The following is a 17985-nucleotide window of genomic DNA, read 5'->3' as shown; positions in this document are numbered from 1 at the left end:
CACTAGCTCCACATCGATCCGATCACAGGAGGGGACAATGACTTCCAGCAGGAAAATCACGACAACATCGAAAATTTCGCGGCGCGGTGTTCTGCGCGCAGCCGGCGCGCTCGGTGTTGGCGCCGCGGCTGTAGGCCTACTCGCCAGGCCGACCAGCTACGCCGTTGCCGGCAATGCGACCAAGGTGCGGTTGTCGTGGACCGAGTTCGCGGCTTGCCATTCGCCGATCGCCTTCGCCCTTTCGAAGGGCATCTATGCCAAGCATGATCTCGACATCGAGCTCTACTATCAAGGTGCCAGTGGCCAGACGTTGATCCAGTCGATCGCCACCAACAAGACGGATGCCGGCGCCGGCTTGCTCTACGACTGGGTCAAGCCGCTGGAGCAGGGGCTGGACGTCAAGCTCTTCGTCGGCTCGCATGGCGGCTGTACAAGGCTGCTGGCGTCCAAGGCCTCCGGCGTCACCACGCTCGAAGGACTGAAGGGCAAGACCATCGTCTCCTACGATGTCGCCAGCCCGCCAAAGCATTCCTTCCAGGTCGCGCTGGCCAAGGCCGGCCTCGATCCCGAAAATGATGTGAGCTGGCTCAACGTGCCGTTCGATCTGGTCGGCGAAACGGTTGGCAAGGGCCAGGCCGACGCGCTGGCGCATCTCGATCCGTGGGCCTATTCCCACAAGAAGAAGTTCGACCTGGTGGAGGTTGCCAACACGCAAACCGGATCTTTCGAGGGCGCGGTCTGCTGTGTGCTTGGCGTCAATTCGGCTTTCCTGGACGCCAACAAGGATGCCATCCGGAGGTTGGCCGAAGCCGATATCGAGATCCACGAATATGCGGCGGCGCATCCAGACGAGGTGGCCAAGTGGTTCGTCGACAATCTCAACCCGGGTTTCCCCTTTGAAGATATCCGCGACGAGATTGCCTCATGGGTGCTGCACAACCATCCGGTCGGCAAGGATCTTCAGGACCAGGTGAAGCATGCCGCCGCTGACCTGGCGTTGATCAAGGTCCTCGATCCCACCACCGACCCGGCGGAGCTCGCACAGCGGGTGACGGTCGACATTCTGGCCTGACGGTTACGGTGATGAGCGCAGCGGTCGACAAGGACGCAGGCGAAAAGAGTGTTTCCTCCGCTTTTGCCGGACCCGTGTGGAAGCACGGGCTCTATGCCGCCTCGGCCTGGCTGCTCGCTGCCATTGTGACGGTTGCCTTTCCCGATGTCGTGCCGTGGGGCAGCCGTGATGTCTTCGTCGCCCTGCTGGTCGCCGGAGCGGTGGTCCTTGCCGGTCTCGCGTTCGGCGTCGAAAAGCTTGGTGGATTTGGCCGCGGGCTGATCCACTATGGTCCCTGGCTGATTGCGCTCGGCCTCTGGTTCGCGCTTTGGGAGCTGATCACCGCCAAGCTTGGCTGGATGCCGAAACCCTTCTTCTCGCCACCGCACGGCCTCTTGCATGTCTATATCGTCGACTGGCAGCGCATCCTCATCTGCATCGCCTACACGGCGCGGCTGTGGACGATCGGATTCTTCAGCGGCATCATCGTCGGCTTCATCGGCGGCGTTGCGCTAGGCTGGTCCAAGACCTTTGCCTATTGGGGCATGCCAGTCCTGAAGCTGATCGGCCCGGTGCCGGCGAGCGCTTGGATCCCGGCAACCTTTTTTCTGTTCCCGACGACGTTCCTGGCCAGCCTGTTCCTTGTCGCGCTTGCATCCGGCATACCGGTTGCGATCCTGACCGCGTCGGGCGTCAACTCTGTCAATCGCTCCTTCTACGACGTGGCGCGCACGCTGGGCGCCAGCAGCCGCTATCTGGTTCTTCGCGTGGCGATACCAGCCGCCTTGCCGCATGTCTTCGTCGGCCTGTTCATGGGGTTGTATTATTCCTTTGCCGTGCTGGTGGTCGCCGAAATGCTCGGCGCGAAATACGGCATGGGCTGGTACCTGCAATTCCAGACCGCCTATTCGGCCTATGCCAACGTCTATGCCATGCTGATCATCATGGCGTTGCTCTGTTCGGGTCTCGTCAAGCTGTTGTTTGTCGTGCGCGACCGGCTGCTCGGTTGGCAGAAGGGGGTCGTGCAATGGTAGCCGCTGCCGCCGTTCATGCCGCATCCGATGACTCTGCCGGTCTGGCCGTCGACTTCCAGGGCGTCTCGCATCAGTACGATCTGGATGGGCAGCCCTTGCCGGTGCTGCGCCAGATCGACCTGGCCGTGGCGCCGGGCGAGTTCGTGGCGCTGCTCGGCCCGTCGGGCTGCGGCAAGTCGACCTTGCTGCGGCTGGCGGCAGGGCTGGAACGGCCAAGCAGCGGCGAGGTGCTGGCCGACGGGACAATTGTCGCCAGACCGGATCCGTCGCGCGTTCTGGTGTTCCAGGATCCGACCCTGTTTCCGTGGCGGACCGTTCGCGACAATGTCGCCATCGGGCCGGAAGCGCGCGGCGTTCTGGCCGGCAGCCAGAAGCGGATCGATGATGCGCTTCGCCTGGTCAAGCTCGAAGCCTTCGCCTCCGCCTTTCCGCATCAACTGTCCGGCGGCATGGCGCAACGTGCCGCACTGGCGCGTGCCCTGGTCAACGACCCGCGCCTGCTGTTGCTCGATGAGCCGCTGGGACGGCTGGACTCGCTCACCCGGCTGACCATGCAGGAGGAGCTTTTGGCGCTCTGGCGGCAGGCCGGATACACGGTCATTCTGGTCACCCACGATGTCGAGGAAGCGCTGCTGTTGTCCGAGCGCGTCATCGTGCTGACCGAGCGCCCGGCGCGCATCAAGGCAGAGGTTGCGGTCGATCTGCCTTATCCTCGGCGGCGTGACGATCCGCGCATCGTAGCCCAGCGCCAGCACATCCTCGAAATTCTCGGGTTCTCGGCATGACCGAAAATACGTCGGCATCGGTCAGAAAACTGTTTTCGCTGCGCTGGCTGGAAGCGGCGGGGATTGCCTTGACGCTCATTGCCCTCGTCTGGTGGGCGATCGTCTATGCACAGGTGATGTCGAACACCGGATTTCCGATCGAGCGCACCCTGCCATGCCTGCTGCAGACATCCGACCGCTGCTCGCTCGCCATGTCGCTATGCAAGACCTGGCATTTCCTCGGCATCAGGCGCTATTCGCCCGAACTGTTGTGGACCGGAGCGGTCATTTCCAGTTTCGCGCTTCTATGGGGGAGCTTCATGCAAAATCCAAGGCAGAGAAAAGAAGGAACCTGACCATGCCCAGAATTGTGCCGGTGCTTGATCTGAGCCGTCTCGAACAAGGTGCGTCGGAATATCGTACCTTTCTCCTGGACCTGCGCACGGCGGCCCGGGACGTCGGCTTCTTCTACCTCAGCGGCCACGGAATTTCCGCCTCGGAGATCGACGACGTGCTCGACGCCTCGCGCCGGTTCTTCGCGTTGCCGGAAGCCGACAAGCTGGCGATCGAAATGGTCAAATCCCAGCAGTTTCGCGGCTACACCCGCGCCGGCGGCGAACTGACCAAGGGCGCGGCCGACTGGCGTGAGCAACTCGACATCGGCGTCGAGCGCCAGCCCATCGCCCAGGGGCCCGGAATTGCACCGTGGACACGGCTGCAAGGACCGAACCAGTGGCCGTCGGCACTGCCTGAGCTCAAGCCGGCGCTGCTGGCATGGCAGGCCAAGGCGACAGCGGTGGCGATCCGATTGCTGAAGGCCTTCGCGCTGTCGCTCGATCAGCCCGAGGACGCCTTCGACGCGATCTACCGGGACTCGCCCAACCAACGCATGAAGATCGTGCGCTATCCCGGCCGTGACGCCACCGAAGGCGACCAGGGCGTCGGCGCGCACAAGGATGGCGGTTTCCTCACCCTGCTGCTGCAGGACGACAACAAGGGGCTGCAGGTCGAATATGACGGAAGCTGGGTGAATGTGGATCCGCTCCCTGGAACGCTGGTCGTCAACATCGGTGAGTTGCTCGAACTGGCATCGAATGGCTATCTGCGCGCGACTGTCCACCGGGTCGTGACGCCGCCTGCCGGAGTCGAGCGGATTTCCGTTCCCTTCTTCTTCAGCGCGCGGCTGGATGCCACCATACCGCTTCTCAGCCTTTCCGAGGAACTTGCGACGCAGGCACGCGGACCGGCAAGCGATCCCGACAACCCGTTGTTCCGCGATGTCGGCACCAATGTGCTCAAAAGCCGGCTGCGTTCCCATCCCGACGTGGCACGCCGCCACTATGCCGATCTTCTCGAGACCGGAGCCGCGGGCTCGTAAAGCCTCTGGGTGATATGGAGCACGAATTTTTGCCATTTTGCCTGTTCTTTGGAACGTCATTCGTCGCCAAAGCCCGGAAATAAGCTCAAACAGGTAAAATCGTTCGGCGGTTTCCTCCCATTCCGCTGGACGGTGTTCCCCTCTGAAGGTTTTAACCTTCTTTTGGCCGGGCCGCATTCGAGCCCGGCCATTTTTTGTCCCGGGGTATCGGGCGCAAAACTGAAATGCTGTAAAAGCCTGGCGTGGCGGAACAGAATACCTTCCCGAGTTAGGCGGACCGTCCGATCCTGAGGTAAGGATTCGAGCGCTGGTGCTCGACGTATCGATCGGTCGGAACATCTTTCATGACACAGAAACAATTGCGGCTTGGCGCCTTCATGCGTCCTGTCAGCCTGCACACCGGCGCCTGGCGCTACCCGGGCGCCTATCCCGACGCCAATTTCAACTTCGCGCATCTGAAGCGCTTCGCCCAGACCCTGGAGGCGGCGAAGTTCGACGCCTTCTTCATGGCCGACCACCTGGCCGTTCTCAACATGCCGATCGAGGCGCTGCGGCGCAGCCATACGGTCACCTCGTTCGAGCCGTTCACGCTGTTGTCGGCGCTCGCCGCAGTCACCGACCACATCGGTCTGGTCGCCACCGCATCGACGACGTTCGACGCGCCCTATCATATTGCCCGCCGCTTCGCCTCGCTCGACCATATCAGCGGCGGGCGCGCCGGCTGGAACATCGTCACCACGTCCAATCCGGATGCGGCGCTCAACTTCGGCCTCGACGAGCATGTCGAGCATGACGAGCGCTACCGGCGGGCGCGGGAATTCTACGATGTCGTCACCGGCCTGTGGGACAGCTTTGCCGACGATGCTTTCATCCGCGACGCCGAAAGCGGGCTCTATTTCGACCCGGCCAGGCTGCATGTGCTCGATCACAAGGGCGAGCATCTCTCTGTGCACGGTCCGCTCAACATCGCGCGGCCGGTGCAGGGCTGGCCGGTCATCGTCCAGGCCGGTGCGTCGGAGGCAGGGCGGCAATTGGCAGCGGAGACGGCGGAAGTCATTTTCGCCGCCCATGCCGATCTCGCCTCGGGGCAGCGTTTCTTTGCCGACGTCAAAAGCCGTGCGGAGAAACTCGGCCGGTCGCGCGACGACATCAAGATCCTGCCGGGTGCCTTTGTCGTGGTCGGTGACAGCGTCGAGGACGCGCAGGCCAAGCGGGCGAAGCTCGACAGCCTCGTCTATTACGAGAGCGGCATTGCCTCGCTGTCGATCGCCATCGGACATGATGCGTCCGGTTTTGATCCCGACGCGCCCTTGCCGGAAATCCCCGAGACCAATGCGAGCAAGAGCAGCCGCGAGCGCGTCATCGAACTGGCGCGCCAGGAAAACCTCACCGTCAGGCAGCTTGCGCAAAGGCTAGGCGGTTATTCCGGCCTTGCTTTCGTCGGCACTCCTGAAACAATCGCCGACGAGATGGAGGAATGGCTCGTCGCCGAGGGCTCCGACGGATTCAACATCATGTTTCCCTACCTGCCTGCCGGGCTCGATGATTTTGCCGAGAAGGTCGTGCCCGAACTGCAGCGGCGAGGGATCTTCCGGCGGCAATATGAGGGATCGACGCTGCGCGAGAATCTCGGCCTGAAGCGGCCACCCAACCGGTTTTTCGAGTAGAATATCCTGCGCAGAGAGGTCTCCAATGTCGATCCAGACCAGCACCCGCATCGTGCTCGCGGCGCGACCGCAAGGCCGGCCGAAGCTGAGCGATTTCCGCATCGAGACGGTCGACATTGCCCAGCCTGGCGAGGGTGAACTGCTGCTGCAGATCCTTTATCTCTCGCTCGATCCCTATATGCGCGGGCGCATGAACGCCACGAAATCCTATGCCAAGCCGGTCGATGTCGACGGCGTGATGGAAGGCGGTACCGTTGCGCGCGTCGTTAGGTCCCGCCACGCCGACTTCGCCGAGGGTGACATCGTCCTGTCTCATTCGGGATGGCAGAGTTTTGCACTGTCCGACGGTGTCGGGCTGCGCAAGCTCGATCCCGCGGCTGCACCCGTCGAGACGGCGCTTGGCGTGCTCGGCATGCCGGGCTTCACAGCCTATGCCGGCTTGCTCACCATCGGACAGCCGAAGCTTGGCGAGACCGTCGTCGTGGCGGCGGCCAGCGGCGCGGTCGGGTCGGCCGTTGGCCAGATCGCGCGCATCAAGGGGGCGCGTGCCGTCGGCATCGCCGGCGGCGCCGAAAAGTGCGCTTTCGTGCGAGACGAACTCGGCTTTGACGCGGTCGTCGATCACCGTGCCGGTGATTTTGCCGAGCAGTTGAAGGCAGCCTGCCCTGACGGCATCGACATCTATTTCGAGAATGTCGGCGGTCATGTCTGGGATGCGGTGTTTCCGCTGCTGAACGAGTTTGCGCGTGTGCCGGTCTGCGGGTTGATCGCGCAATACAATGCCATCGCGGATGCCGGCATCGACCGGCTACCGACATTGATGCAGCAAGTGCTGCACCGCAGCTTGACGATCAGGGGTTTCATCCAGCGTGAATTTGTCGACCAGCGTCCGGCCTTCTATCGTGAGATGGCCGAGTGGATAGCGTCCGGCCGCGTCCGCTACAGGGAAGATATCGTGAATGGCATCGAGAATGCGCCACAGGCCTTTCTTGGCCTTCTCGATGGCAAGAATTTCGGCAAGCTTATTGTGCGTATCGCGGAATAGTTGTCGCGCAACGATGAGGCGGAGGCTGCCGAGACAATTTCTGCCACGGCCCGTGGCCGTGCCTTTTTGTTCACCACATCATGAAGGAGGCGACGTCCGCATCCGAGACCTTGCCGGCATTCACGTCGGCGATCGCCTGGTCGACGATTGCCACGCCCTCGGTCACCTCGTCCTGCGTCAGCGTTAGCGGCGGCATGAACTCCAGCACATTTGCTTTCAGCCCGACATAGGTGAAGGCCGCGCCCAGTTCGTAGCCGCGATAGATGATCTTGGCAGTGGTTGTCGCCGCAACGGGCTCACGTGTCGCACGATCCTTGACCAGGTCGACGCCGATGGCAAGGCCGCGCCCGCGCACGTCACCGATGATCTCATGCCTGACGGCAAGGGCTCGCAGCGCATCGGAAAACAGCGTGCCGATCCGCGCCGAGCGCTCGACCAGGCCTTCCGTCTCGATCGTCTTCAGCACCGCGTTGCCGGCCGATGTCGCCACCGGATTGCCTGCGGTCGTCTGCAGCGCGAAGGCCGGCGCATGGTCCATGATTTCCTTCGGGCCTATGACGGCTGACAGCGGCAGGCCGCCACCGATGCCTTTGCCGAAGACAACGAGGTCAGGCGTCAATCCTTCGTGCTGGAAGCAGTGCATCATGCCGCTGCGGGCGAGCCCGACCTTGACCTCGTCGACGACAATCTTGATGCCGTGCTTGCGGCAACGCTCCTGCAGCGCCTTGAGGAAACCCGGCGGCGGCACGATCAGTCCGCCGTCAGACATCAACGGTTCGATGAACACCGCCGCGACCTGATGCGGCGGGCAGGTGGTCTCAAACTGGTAGTCGAGCAGGGCCAGCACATCCTCGGCGCTGAAGTTCGGCCGGTACGGATCGGGGTAGGGCAGCAGAAGCACACCCGGCCGCGGCAGTGTGTGGGTCATGGCGGTGTGGCCGCTGATGCCCATCGAGCCCGAGAGGTTGCCGTGGTAGGAACCGATGAACGAGATGAAGCGCGAACGGCCGGTGGCCGCCTGCAGCACGCGCACCGCGCAGTCATTGGCGTCGGACCCGGAATGGCCGAACCAGACGCGCCGTTCGCCTTCTCCAGGCGTGATTGCCAGCAGCCGCTCCGCCAGCGATACAGCCGGCTCGTTCGGGTAGAGCAGCAGGCTGGCGCCAGCCATGTTGCGGATCGATATCTCGACCGCCTCGACGACAGCCGGATGGCCGTAGCCGAGCACCGCCGGACCGGCCGACCCCGACAGGTCGAGCAAGGAGCGGCCGCCTTCCTCGATCAGCCGGTTGCCCCGGCCGCCGATGACGCTGAGCGGCGAGAAACGCAGCTTGCCGATCTGGGCGATGGTCGCGGCGTCGCGTTCGCGCAGGCTGAGATTGCTCACGGCACTGTTTCCGTCTTGAGTGCCGGCAGTGCCGCCGCCAGGCGGTTCGCCCATTCCTCGATGCCGGACCGTGTCGACAACAAATCCTGCCGGATCTCGACGAGGACGGCGGGGATACCGCGATCGTCGCCATGGATGGGCACAGCGTAGTCGGCATCGCGGCTGATCACATAGGGCACGTTGGCCGCGACATTGAGCGCCGCGTCGGCGCGCAGGCCCGAAAGGATCGCTTCGGCGAGATCGCTGGCTTGGCTATGCAGCACGCCGGCATGCCAGGGCCTGCTGACACCGAGGAAGACCGGCGTGAAGGAATGGATCGTCACGATCCGCGTCTGCCGGCCTGCTCGCGCCCGGCGGTCGAGATACGCGGCCACCCGGTCATGAAACGGCGAAAAGATGATCTCGGCACGCCGGGTTCGCTCCGTCGCATCGATGCCGACATTGCCGGGAATGTCAGTGTCTTCCGACAGCACCGGAATGCTGCCTTGCGTTTGAAGCGGCCGATTGAGGTCGATCAGCAGCCGGGAATAGCCGCTGAGGAAGGCCGGTGCGTCGAGCTTCGCGGACAGCAGGCGGGTCACCTCGGCGGCGCCGATATCCCAGGCGATGTGGCGCTGCAGATGGCTGGCATCAAGGCCGAGCTGCCGATACTCGGCCGGCATGTGGTTGGACGCATGTTCGCACAACAGCACGATATCGGAATGGCCGTTCTCGTTGAGGACCTCGACGGCCTCGGGCCAATCTTTTCGAGGGAGCAAGTCTTTTTCAGTCTGTGCAGTCATCAATAGAGCGTCCGGTAAAGATCGCAGATGGAAGCCGGATCGAGACCGGCAAGGCGCTCTGCCTCGTGTTGCTTGAGGCCGACGAAGGTTTCGATGAAGACAGGCGCGAACCATCCCGTCACGGTGCTGTCGGCCACAAGCGCGTCCAGCGCCGCCGGCAGGGTTTCGGGCAGGCGCACGAGACCAAGCTTTGCCCGCTCCGCCTCGCTCATCAGTGTCGGGTCGCCGGTGACCAGCGGCGGCGAGGGCAGGCCCGCCTTTAGCCCTTCCAGCCCGGCGCGGATGATCGCCGCCAGCGACAGATAAGGATTGCCGGTGGCATCGGCGGCCCGGTATTCGATGTTGTATTGCCGCGCCGGATCGCGTCCGCCGATCGTCACCGTCGGGCAGATGCGCAAGGATGCCTCGCGATCACGGTCGGCGAGCCAGGTGTAGGACGAACTCCAGCTGTGCGGCTTCAGGCGGTAGTAGGACGACACGCTTGACGCCGTCATGGCGATGATACCAGGCAGATGACGCAGCACACCGGCGCAGAAGGCGCCGGCTTTGGCGGAAAGTCCGCCGGGTTGCGCCGGATCGTAAGTCACCGGCTTGCCGGCCTCGTCGACGAAGCTGAAATGGATGTGGACGCCGTTGCCGACGGCATTCGGCGCTGTCTTGGGCGCGAAGCTCGCACGCCAGCCGGCATTGCGCGCCAATTCGCGCGTGATTTCGCGGATGGCGACGGCGCGGTCGGCTGCCGTCAGCGCGTCCGCCGGCTCATGCGTCACCTCGAACTGCTCATCGCCGAATTCGGCGATGACCACTTCGGGCGCGACGCCCGCTTCCTCCAGCGCCGCCATCAGGTTGGGCGCGAAGGGGTCGGCGCGGCGCAGTGCGGCGAAAGACATCGAATGCGCCGGCGCGAAGCCGCCGTCGGCGACATGGAATTCATGTTCGAAGGCGGCGATGACCGACAGGCCAGTTGCGGCTTTCAGCTCGGCCAGCGCGTCTTTGAGCATCGTCCGGGTGCAGCCGAGCCACGGGCTGCCGTCGAGCTCGACGATGTCGCCGGCGACCATGTCGAACGGCGTCGCCGATCCGGTGCGTGTCGTGCGAAAGCGCGCCTTGAGATCGGGGATCAGCCGCAGGTCGCCCGACGAGCCCCAGGGGTTGGGATCGACAATCGAATTGAACGGCGTCAGCGACAGATTGGCTTGCAGCCAGCCGACGCCGGTCGTGGCGGTCTTTTGCAACTTGCTTTCGGCAACGAAGCGGCCCCGTGTAACGGCGGAGAGATCCGTGGTGACGACGGCAACCAGAGGCTCGACAGTCGATGTCATGCCGTTTGTCCCAAAGCGTTGAAGCGGGTGACGACCGTGTCGGTGTCGGTGACCCAGCAGTAGCCGCCGAAGGCCTTGAGCGCGATGTCGTGGCGCTCCTGCGTGATGGTGGCGCAGGCATCCGCTACGCAGGTGACGAGATAGCCGCGGTCGGCCCCGTCGCGCACTGTCATGTCGACGCATTGATCGGTCAGCACGCCGACCACGACGAGATAGCGAACGCCGAGGTTCTTCAGGAGATAGTCGACATTGGTCGAGTTGAAGATGCCCGACGACGTCTTCGGCAGCATGATCTCGTCGCCGACCGGCGCCAGCGACGCCACCGGCAGACCCTCGGCGAGGCTGGGCGCAACATGGATCGGTGTCAGCTTGTGGTCGAGCGAGCGGTCGCGGCCGTCTTCGGTCAGGCTCTGGATGATGGTGTGCAGAACCTCGACGCCGTTGGCCCGGGCGGCGGCCAGCAGACGCTCCTGGTTGGGGATCGTCTGCGACGATGTCTGCCGGTAGAAATAGTGATCCGGGCCACGCTCCGGATGCGACGGATCGGCGCCCGGCTCCAGCCAGATGCGCTGCATGTCGACGAGCAGCAGCGCCGTTTCGCCGGCACGGAAGGCTTCATTTCGTCTGGGTAGGGCCTGGGTCATGCTTTGTCGTCCTGCTTTGCTGATTTGGGTCCCGGCGTCTTACGTGGTCCGGGTGTATGGCCCGCGCCGTTCTCTTGCGGGTCGCTGTCGAGCGTTACGGCATTGGCGTGCCGCACCTTCTCAAGCCGCTCGATGCGAGCACGAGCGTCGTCGTCCAGCGTCGAAACAATATGAGCGGTGAGGGCTTCCATCTGGGCGATCGCCGGCGCCAGCGTATCGTAGGGCGAGGCCACTTCGAGCGGGCTGACGATCGTGACTTCGGCGAGATCGGCGATCGGCGACAGCCACTGGTCGGTGAACAGGACAATGCGCACATCGAGCGCCGCCGCCTGTCTTGCATAGGCCATCACATCGAGCTGGTAGCGGCGGTAGTCGAAGACGACGAGCACGTCGCGCCGGTCGAGGTCGGCCAGTGTGTCGAAAATCTGTGGCGAGAGCACACCGAGATCGCGAACCTTGGGGCGAAACTGCACGAGATATCCGGCAAGCATGCCGGCGATGTGGCGGCTGAACCGGCCGCCAACCAGCACGACCTCGCCCTTGGCCTCCATCAGCAGACGGGCCGCCCGCTCGTATGTCTGGACGGGTGTCGCGGCGGTGGCTTTCTGCAGGGCCGTGGTGACGCTATCGAGATAGGCCAGCACGGCGCTGTCGTTGGAGCCGATCTGCCGCTTGGCCTCCATCATCAGCAGCGGCGAATGCAGCCTTGCCTCGACCTCGGCCAGAAGCTTTGCCTGGAAATCCGGAAACCCTTCATAGCCGAGCTTCATCACCAGCCGCACCACGGTTGGATCGCTGACGCCGGCGCGCCGCGCCAGCGACGAAGCGGTGCCAAGGCCGGAGGTCGGATAGTCCGTCAACAGCAGCCGGACGATCTTCTCCTCCGACGGCGTCAGCGTGAGATCCCCGCGCATCAGAACATCGCGTATCGCCATGGGCCTCCCCGAAATCCGTGTTCTCTTGTTTTGTCGAGTTTATTACAGAGATTTAAATCTCGGTCAACAATGAAGAGATGTTGACATTGCGCGATCGCTGGCCCTACCTTGTCGGAAAGCAGCCAAGAGACTGTGGGGAACAGCCATGCGAAACGGAAGCGACGTCATCGTCGTCGGTGCGGGTATTGTCGGATCGAGCACCGCCTATCATCTGGCCAAGGCCGGTGTGAAGGTTGCGCTGGTCGAGCAGACCCATCCGGCAGGCGGCCCGTCGGGCAAATCGTCGGCGCTGCTGCACGCCTTCTACCTGATGCCGGAACTGTCGCAGCTTTCCATCCGCGGCCGCGAGATCCTGGTGTCGCTGCCGGAGATCGCGGGCGAAGGCTCCTTCGTCACCGAGGTCGGCATGATGTGGGTCTGCGGCAACGACAACAAGGCGAGCTGGACGGCGGCAGCCGAACGCATCCGCGGCGAGGGCGCGCGCATCGAGACATTGTCGCCACAAGCCTTTGCCGACGCCGCGCCCGGCTTTGCGCTGGACAATGTCGCGCTGGCGCTGTGGGAGCCGGAATATGGCTATGCCGATGCCTTCGGCGCCACCAATGCCATCGCCCGTGCCGCTCGCGCCAGCGGTGCGAAGATCATGCAGAACACGTTGGTCGAGAGCCTTCAGCGGCAGGGCGACCGCATCACCGGCGTCACCTTAACCGATGGAACGATGCTGGAAGCCGATACTGTCGTCCTGGCCGCCGGGCCGTGGACGCGCCGCCTGCTGGCGACGGTCGGCCTCGATCTGCCGCTGCATGTCGAGCGCCATCCGATGGCCGTGCTCGACGCCGCCGGCAAGGCAAGGCAGGTGATGCCTTTCGCCTGGTGCGACGACATTTCCTGCAACTATGCGCGGCCCGACAATGACGGCGTCATCCTGGCTGGCACCTGGGCCGGCGGCGGCACCGGCCTGCGCCACGAACATGCGGGCCGGCCGCGCTTTGTCGAAAATCCGGATGACTACGTGGAAGGTGTCGAGGAATCAGAATCGGTCGAGATCCTGGAGACCTTCGCCACCCGTGTGCCGGCCATGGCCGAGCTTGGCATCCGGCCCGGCTATGCCGGGCTCTACGACATGAGCCCCGACGATCTGCCTGTCATCGGCGCCATGCCTGCTGTCGAAGGGCTGGTCGTTTCGGCCGGATCCTCCGGCCACGGTTTCAAGACCGGGCCGGCCGTCGGCGAGGCTGTCGCCAGGCTGGTCACCGAGGGCGCCCAGCCGATCCTGGCGCCGTTTTCGCCCAGCCGCTTCAAGGCCGCGTGATGGTGTCGGTGACGATGAGCGAGGGCAAATCACGTAGCTTCATGCCGGCCGCGTTTCGCAACGCCACCGCCGATGCCTTGTGCATGGTGGCGGTGCTGCTGCTGGTGGCGCTTGCCGCCTTCATCTTTGGCGGCGCCGCCATGCAACGAGTCGTCACCTATGCCGCGATCATGCTGACGGCGGTGCTTGGCCTGCAGATCTTCTCCGGTAACAGCGGCATCGTCTCGTTCGGCCAGGCGGCCTTTGTCGGCCTCGGCGCCTACGCCACCGGCATTCTCACCATGCCGACAGCACTTCAGCGAACCGCACTGCGCGACCTGCCGCAGTTCCTCGCCGGCCACCAACTCTCCTTCTTCGCGGCGCTGGCCGTTGTACTGGTTCTGGCAGTTGTCATCGGCCTGTTGACCGGCACGCCGCTGCTCAGGCTTTCCGGATCGAGCGCCTCGATCGCCACGCTGGCCATGCTGATTATCGTCTACACGCTGCTGGTCGCCGGGCGTGAGATCACCCGCGGCAGCCAGCCCTTTTACGGCGTGCCGCGCGAGGTCGGGCTGTGGACGGCCGCAGCCATCGCTTCGGTGGCGCTGGTGGCGGCGAGGCTGTTTCGCGAAACCTCCTTCGGCCTTGCCATCCGCGCCGCCGCCAATGACGAGCGTGGTGCGGCGGCCGTCGGCGTCGACCAGCGCACGGCGCGTCTGGCCGCCTGGGTGGCGGGTGTCGTTGCCGCCATGGCCGCCGGCGCCTTGATGGCGCAATTCCTTGGTGCGTTCTCGCCACGCGATTTCTATTTCGACCTCGGCTTCACCATGCTCGCCATGCTGATCGTCGGTGGCATGACCTCATCGCTCGGCGCCTTCGCCGGCGTCATCGTTACCATCGTTTTGATCGAAGTGGTGCGCCGTTTCGAAGGCGGCGGTGAGGTGCTCGGCCTGCATCTGCCTGTCCTGTTCGGTCTGACCCAGGGCGTGCTGGCCATTGCCATGATCCTGGTCATCTGGCGACGACCGACCGGCCTGTTCGGCGAGCGCGAGCTCAACCTTTTGCGCCGGCCCGGACGTCAGGCCGTGACGGCTTCGGCGGCACCTCCGCAGCATGTCGAGAGCGATCGGCTCACCGCCGACCATCTGTCGCGCCGCTATGCCGGCGTCGTCGCCGTCGACGACGTCAGCCTGAATTTCCAGACCGACAGCATCACCGGCATTATCGGTCCCAATGGCGCCGGCAAGACGACGCTGCTCAACATGCTGGCCGGCGACGTCCAGCCAAGTGCCGGCACGGTGTCTATCGGTGGTGCCGTGCGGCAGGCCTCGGCCTTCCGCTTCGCGCGCTCCGGCGTTGCCCGCACCTTCCAGAACATCCGCGTCTTCCCGCATATGACGGTGCTGGAAAATGTCGTCGTCGCCGCGCGCCAGGTGGAACCTGATCTTGGCCATGCCGAGGCGGCGGCCATGGGCGAGCTCGCGCGCATGGGGCTGGAGAAATTCGCCGATCAGCCGGCCGCCAGGCTCGCCTATGGCCAGCGCCGTCGGCTCGAAGTGGCACGCGCCCTGGCGTTGAAGCCGCGCTTCCTGCTGCTCGACGAGCCGGCCGCCGGCATGAACGCTGTCGAGACCGCCGAACTGGTCTCCATCCTGTCGACGGTCCGCACCGAGCGCCGCATCGGCGTCGTCCTGATCGAGCACGACATGCGGCTTGTGATGAACCTCTGCGAGCGCATCGTCGTCATCGATCATGGCCGCGTCATAGCCGACGGCACTCCCGGCGACGTCCAGAAGAACCCTGCCGTGATCGCCGCCTATCTCGGCAGCCGCACGGCGCGCGCCAAGACCGCAACAGCTGAAAACCAGATCGCATGACCCGTAACGACAGCCAACCATAAGAAATCCAGAAGGAGAACCGACATGCCAAGCCTCTATCGCCTCCATCGCGCCGCCCTGTGCGCTGCCGTGTTCGGCATCGCCGCCATTTCGACGGCATCCGCCGAGGAGATCATCATCGGTGCCGCGACCGCGCAGACCGGCGGCCTTGCCCCTTACGACCAGCCAGCACTTGCCGGCCTGCGCATGTCGCTCGACGAGCTTAACGCCAAGGGCGGGCTCGGCGGCAAATACACCGTCAAGCTGCTGATCAAGGACACGCGTTCCGACACTGCGCAGACCGCCACTGTCACTCAGGAGCTGATCGACGCCGGCGCCAAGATCATGATCACGCCGTGCGATGCCGATCCATCGATTTCCGCCGGCCAGCTGACCCAGCCGCTGGGCATTCCGACCCTGACCCTGTGCGGCTCCGCCCCGGTGCTGACCGGCGCTGTCGGCGACGTCATGTTCGGCACCTATCCGGCCGACAATGTGCAGGCGACGGCGGTCGCCGACTTCGCCGTCTCCGAGGGCAAGAAGAAGGTGTTCCTGCTGACCTCGCCGGACTCCACCTACACCGCCAATCTGCCGGAATATTTCGGCAAGGTGTTCGAGAAGAAGGGTGGCGCCATTGTCGGCCGCGGCACCTTCAGCATGGGCCAGCCCGACTTTTCCGCCGAGATCACCAACATCAAGGGCCTGGCCGACAAGCCGGACCTGATCATGACGGCCGCCTACGAGCCCGATTTCCCGGCCTTCATCCAGCAATTGCGCGGCGCCGGCGTCACCATCCCGGTCTATGGCGCTGATGCCATCGGCACGCCGACCATCAAAGCGCTCGGCAAATTGGTCGACGGCGTCGTCTACACCGCGGCCGGCTATGCCGAGCCGGGCAGCAAGCTCGAGGCCTTCAACGCCGCCTTCACCAAATATGCCGGCCACGCACCGGAATCGACCTATGAGGTCAATGGCTACGAGATCGGCCTGATCCTCGACCAGGCGGTCAAGACGGCCGGCTCCGACGATCCCAAGGCAATCCGCGACGCCATCGCCGGCCTCAAGGATTTCGAAGGCATCACCGGCAAGATCACCTATGCCGGCACCGATCGCATGCCGCTGCGGCCCGTGGCGCTGATGCGCTACGAGGGCGGCGACGGCAAGCATGTCCAGACCCTGATCCCCGACGCCGCCGACGTTCCCGCGCCGTGATGTCATGCTGAGCGTCGAAGCACTGAAAATCCGGTACGGCGAAGTCGAGGCGGTGCGCCGCGTCGACCTCACCGTCGACAGCGGCGAGATCATCGCGCTGGTCGGCGCCAACGGCGCCGGCAAGAGCTCGACGCTCGGCGCCGTCGCCGGGCTGGTGCCGGCTGCATCCGGCAAGGTGATCTTCGACGGTGTCGACATCACCGGCCTGACGCCGGAGGCGATCGCCCGCAAGGGCGTCGCGCTGGTTCCCGAAGGCCGCCGCATCTTCGCCAGCCTGACGGTGGCCGACAATCTGCGTCTCGGCGGCGCGGTGCATCAGCCGGCGGCCGAGGCGCGGCTGCGCGAGGAGGAGATGCTGGAGCTGTTCCCGATCCTGCGCCGCTACCATCGCGTCAAGGGCGGCAATCTGTCCGGCGGCGAACAGCAGATGCTGGCCATCGCCCGCGCGCTGATGGGCAAGCCGCGCATGATCCTGCTCGACGAGCCCTCGCTTGGCCTTGCCCCGCAACTGATCGACACCGTCTTCGACCTGATCGCCGAACTGCGCCGCAAGGGCCTGACCATCCTTCTGGTCGAACAGAATGTGGCGCTGGCGCTCGAAATCGCCGACCGTGCCGTCGTGCTCGCCAATGGCGAGGTGGTGCTGTCGGGCACGGCAAAAGAACTCGCCTCCTCGGACCTCGTCCGCCAAGCCTATTTGGGAGCTTAAGAAGCATGATCGCGCAGCAGATCATCAATGCGGTTAGCCTCGGCGGCGTCTATGCGCTGCTGGCGCTCGGGCTGGCGATCGTCTTTTCCATCGTCGGCCTCATCAACTTCGCCCATGGCGAGCTGATGACGCTGTCGGGCTATGCGCTGCTGGCCTCGCTGGTGCTCGGCTTTCCCTTCCCGGTGGCGGTGCTTGTCGCCGTCTCCTGCGGCGCGCTCGCCGCTGTCGCCATGGAGCGCATCGCGTTCAGGCCGATGCGTGGCGCCAGCGTCACCAGTCTGCTGCTGACCAGCTTTGCCGTCTCCAGCCTGCTGAAGGTCGTCTTCCAGAACGGCATCTCGGCGCGGCCGCAGGCCGTCGCCATGCCTGGCTGGATGACCGGCTCCTTCTCCTTCGGCGATTTCACCATCGGCGTCGGTCCCAGCATCTCCATCGTCGTCTCGGCGCTGGCGCTGATTGCGCTCGAAATCTTCCTGCGCCGCTCGGTGACCGGCACGGCGATGCGCGCCGCGGCGGAAGATTTCGACGTCGTGCGCCTGATGGGCATTCCGGCCAGCCGCATCATCGCCACCGCCTTCCTGCTCTCCGGCCTGCTGGCCGGGCTGGCGGCCATGCTGTGGGTGGCGCAGCGCGCCTCGGTCGATCCGCTGATGGGCTTCACGCCGGTGCTGAAGGCGTTCATCGCCGCCGTCGTCGGTGGGCTCGGCAGCCTGCCCGGTGCTGTCGCCGGCGGCTTCCTGCTCGGCATCATCGAGGTGCTGCTGCAGGCGACGCTGCCGGGAGCGATCGCGCCCTATCGCGACGCCATCGTGCTGTCGGGTGTCATCGCGGTGCTGCTGGTTCGCCCGCAAGGCCTGATCCCGGCGGTTCGCGCCCAGCGAAGCTGA

The 17985-nt window shown here is 64.6% G+C and carries 17 protein-coding genes; 12 read left to right on the top strand and 5 right to left on the bottom strand.

Features of this window, described 5'->3' with window-relative positions:
• Window positions 1–37: 37 nt before the first annotated feature.
• The 7 genes from FCU66_RS12355 (at window position 38) to FCU66_RS12325 (ending at window position 6939) form a co-directional block, all read left to right on the top strand.
• Window positions 38–1072: an ABC transporter substrate-binding protein gene (locus FCU66_RS12355; RefSeq protein ID WP_136617319.1), complete on the top strand. Its 1035-nt coding sequence runs from the start codon at window positions 38–40 to the stop codon at window positions 1070–1072.
• A gap of 11 nt (window positions 1073–1083) precedes the next feature.
• The gene (locus FCU66_RS12350) at window positions 1084–2085 is read left to right on the top strand and encodes an ABC transporter permease (RefSeq protein ID WP_136617320.1); all 1002 of its coding nucleotides are present in this window, start codon (window positions 1084–1086) and stop codon (window positions 2083–2085) included.
• The gene (locus FCU66_RS12345) at window positions 2079–2870 is read left to right on the top strand and encodes an ABC transporter ATP-binding protein (protein WP_136617321.1); all 792 of its coding nucleotides are present in this window, start codon (window positions 2079–2081) and stop codon (window positions 2868–2870) included. Before FCU66_RS12350 ends, FCU66_RS12345 begins: the two co-directional genes overlap by 7 nt.
• Complete coding sequence (locus FCU66_RS12340; protein WP_136617322.1) at window positions 2867–3205, top strand: hypothetical protein; 339 nt, start codon at window positions 2867–2869, stop codon at window positions 3203–3205. Before FCU66_RS12345 ends, FCU66_RS12340 begins: the two co-directional genes overlap by 4 nt.
• Before the next feature lie 2 nt (window positions 3206–3207).
• Complete coding sequence (locus FCU66_RS12335) at window positions 3208–4227, top strand: isopenicillin N synthase family dioxygenase (protein WP_136617323.1); 1020 nt, start codon at window positions 3208–3210, stop codon at window positions 4225–4227.
• Between the two features lie 344 nt (window positions 4228–4571).
• Window positions 4572–5894: an LLM class flavin-dependent oxidoreductase gene (locus FCU66_RS12330; protein ID WP_136617324.1), complete on the top strand. Its 1323-nt coding sequence runs from the start codon at window positions 4572–4574 to the stop codon at window positions 5892–5894.
• Window positions 5895–5919: 25 nt separating this feature from the next.
• Window positions 5920–6939: an NADP-dependent oxidoreductase gene (locus FCU66_RS12325; RefSeq protein WP_136617325.1), complete on the top strand. Its 1020-nt coding sequence runs from the start codon at window positions 5920–5922 to the stop codon at window positions 6937–6939.
• Window positions 6940–7009: 70 nt separating this feature from the next.
• Here the strand turns inward: FCU66_RS12325 and FCU66_RS12320 are convergent, their stop codons facing one another.
• Genes FCU66_RS12320 through FCU66_RS12300 form a run of 5 tightly spaced genes read right to left on the bottom strand, consistent with a single transcriptional unit; the run spans window position 7010 to window position 12009 of the window.
• The gene (locus FCU66_RS12320; protein WP_136617326.1) at window positions 7010–8326 is read right to left on the bottom strand and encodes an aspartate aminotransferase family protein; all 1317 of its coding nucleotides are present in this window, start codon (window positions 8324–8326) and stop codon (window positions 7010–7012) included.
• Window positions 8323–9108, bottom strand: a complete 786-nt coding sequence (locus tag FCU66_RS12315; RefSeq protein ID WP_136617327.1) for an N-formylglutamate amidohydrolase — start codon at window positions 9106–9108, stop codon at window positions 8323–8325. The genes FCU66_RS12320 and FCU66_RS12315 overlap by 4 nt, the downstream gene beginning before the upstream one ends.
• Complete coding sequence (locus FCU66_RS12310; protein WP_136617328.1) at window positions 9108–10430, bottom strand: glutamine synthetase family protein; 1323 nt, start codon at window positions 10428–10430, stop codon at window positions 9108–9110. Before FCU66_RS12310 ends, FCU66_RS12315 begins: the two co-directional genes overlap by 1 nt.
• Window positions 10427–11074, bottom strand: a complete 648-nt coding sequence (locus tag FCU66_RS12305; protein ID WP_136617329.1) for a cysteine hydrolase family protein — start codon at window positions 11072–11074, stop codon at window positions 10427–10429. Before FCU66_RS12305 ends, FCU66_RS12310 begins: the two co-directional genes overlap by 4 nt.
• Window positions 11071–12009 (bottom strand): MurR/RpiR family transcriptional regulator, encoded by a 939-nt coding sequence (locus FCU66_RS12300; RefSeq protein WP_136617330.1) that lies wholly within the window; start codon window positions 12007–12009, stop codon window positions 11071–11073. The genes FCU66_RS12305 and FCU66_RS12300 overlap by 4 nt, the downstream gene beginning before the upstream one ends.
• A gap of 145 nt (window positions 12010–12154) precedes the next feature.
• Between FCU66_RS12300 and FCU66_RS12295 the strand changes: the two genes are divergently transcribed.
• The 5 genes from FCU66_RS12295 to FCU66_RS12275 are packed head-to-tail and all read left to right on the top strand — an operon-like array spanning window position 12155 to window position 17985.
• On the top strand, window positions 12155–13321 hold the full coding sequence (locus FCU66_RS12295; protein WP_136617331.1) for an NAD(P)/FAD-dependent oxidoreductase: 1167 nt from the start codon (window positions 12155–12157) through the stop codon (window positions 13319–13321).
• A 14-nt stretch (window positions 13322–13335) separates the two neighbouring features.
• On the top strand, window positions 13336–15177 hold the full coding sequence (locus FCU66_RS12290; RefSeq protein ID WP_246093871.1) for a branched-chain amino acid ABC transporter ATP-binding protein/permease: 1842 nt from the start codon (window positions 13336–13338) through the stop codon (window positions 15175–15177).
• Between the two features lie 45 nt (window positions 15178–15222).
• Complete coding sequence (locus tag FCU66_RS12285; RefSeq protein WP_136617333.1) at window positions 15223–16389, top strand: ABC transporter substrate-binding protein; 1167 nt, start codon at window positions 15223–15225, stop codon at window positions 16387–16389.
• Between the two features lie 4 nt (window positions 16390–16393).
• Window positions 16394–17098 (top strand): ABC transporter ATP-binding protein, encoded by a 705-nt coding sequence (locus tag FCU66_RS12280; RefSeq protein ID WP_136617334.1) that lies wholly within the window; start codon window positions 16394–16396, stop codon window positions 17096–17098.
• A 5-nt stretch (window positions 17099–17103) separates the two neighbouring features.
• Window positions 17104–17985: a branched-chain amino acid ABC transporter permease gene (locus FCU66_RS12275; RefSeq protein WP_136617335.1), complete on the top strand. Its 882-nt coding sequence runs from the start codon at window positions 17104–17106 to the stop codon at window positions 17983–17985.

It is taken from the genome of Mesorhizobium norvegicum (assembly GCF_004919685.1).
Classification (GTDB): domain Bacteria; phylum Pseudomonadota; class Alphaproteobacteria; order Rhizobiales; family Rhizobiaceae; genus Mesorhizobium; species Mesorhizobium norvegicum.
Note: the sequence above shows the minus strand (reverse complement) of the source record. Positions and strands in the feature narration are given on the sequence as shown.

Bases quoted from the DNA above. Each gene is read 5' to 3' on its own strand.
- FCU66_RS12290 (WP_246093871.1), top strand. From the start codon at position 13,336: ATGAGCGAGGGCAAATCACGTAGCTTCATGCCGGCCGCGTTTCGCAAC.
- FCU66_RS12335 (WP_136617323.1), top strand. From the start codon at position 3,208: ATGCCCAGAATTGTGCCGGTGCTTGATCTGAGCCGTCTCGAACAAGGT.
- FCU66_RS12275 (WP_136617335.1), top strand. From the start codon at position 17,104: ATGATCGCGCAGCAGATCATCAATGCGGTTAGCCTCGGCGGCGTCTAT.
- FCU66_RS12340 (WP_136617322.1), top strand. From the start codon at position 2,867: ATGACCGAAAATACGTCGGCATCGGTCAGAAAACTGTTTTCGCTGCGC.
- FCU66_RS12330 (WP_136617324.1), top strand. From the start codon at position 4,572: ATGACACAGAAACAATTGCGGCTTGGCGCCTTCATGCGTCCTGTCAGC.
- FCU66_RS12325 (WP_136617325.1), top strand. From the start codon at position 5,920: ATGTCGATCCAGACCAGCACCCGCATCGTGCTCGCGGCGCGACCGCAA.
- FCU66_RS12280 (WP_136617334.1), top strand. From the start codon at position 16,394: ATGCTGAGCGTCGAAGCACTGAAAATCCGGTACGGCGAAGTCGAGGCG.
- FCU66_RS12310 (WP_136617328.1), bottom strand. From the start codon at position 10,430: ATGACATCGACTGTCGAGCCTCTGGTTGCCGTCGTCACCACGGATCTC.
- FCU66_RS12300 (WP_136617330.1), bottom strand. From the start codon at position 12,009: ATGGCGATACGCGATGTTCTGATGCGCGGGGATCTCACGCTGACGCCG.
- FCU66_RS12285 (WP_136617333.1), top strand. From the start codon at position 15,223: ATGCCAAGCCTCTATCGCCTCCATCGCGCCGCCCTGTGCGCTGCCGTG.
- FCU66_RS12315 (WP_136617327.1), bottom strand. From the start codon at position 9,108: ATGACTGCACAGACTGAAAAAGACTTGCTCCCTCGAAAAGATTGGCCC.
- FCU66_RS12345 (WP_136617321.1), top strand. From the start codon at position 2,079: ATGGTAGCCGCTGCCGCCGTTCATGCCGCATCCGATGACTCTGCCGGT.
- FCU66_RS12295 (WP_136617331.1), top strand. From the start codon at position 12,155: ATGCGAAACGGAAGCGACGTCATCGTCGTCGGTGCGGGTATTGTCGGA.
- FCU66_RS12355 (WP_136617319.1), top strand. From the start codon at position 38: ATGACTTCCAGCAGGAAAATCACGACAACATCGAAAATTTCGCGGCGC.
- FCU66_RS12305 (WP_136617329.1), bottom strand. From the start codon at position 11,074: ATGACCCAGGCCCTACCCAGACGAAATGAAGCCTTCCGTGCCGGCGAA.
- FCU66_RS12350 (WP_136617320.1), top strand. From the start codon at position 1,084: ATGAGCGCAGCGGTCGACAAGGACGCAGGCGAAAAGAGTGTTTCCTCC.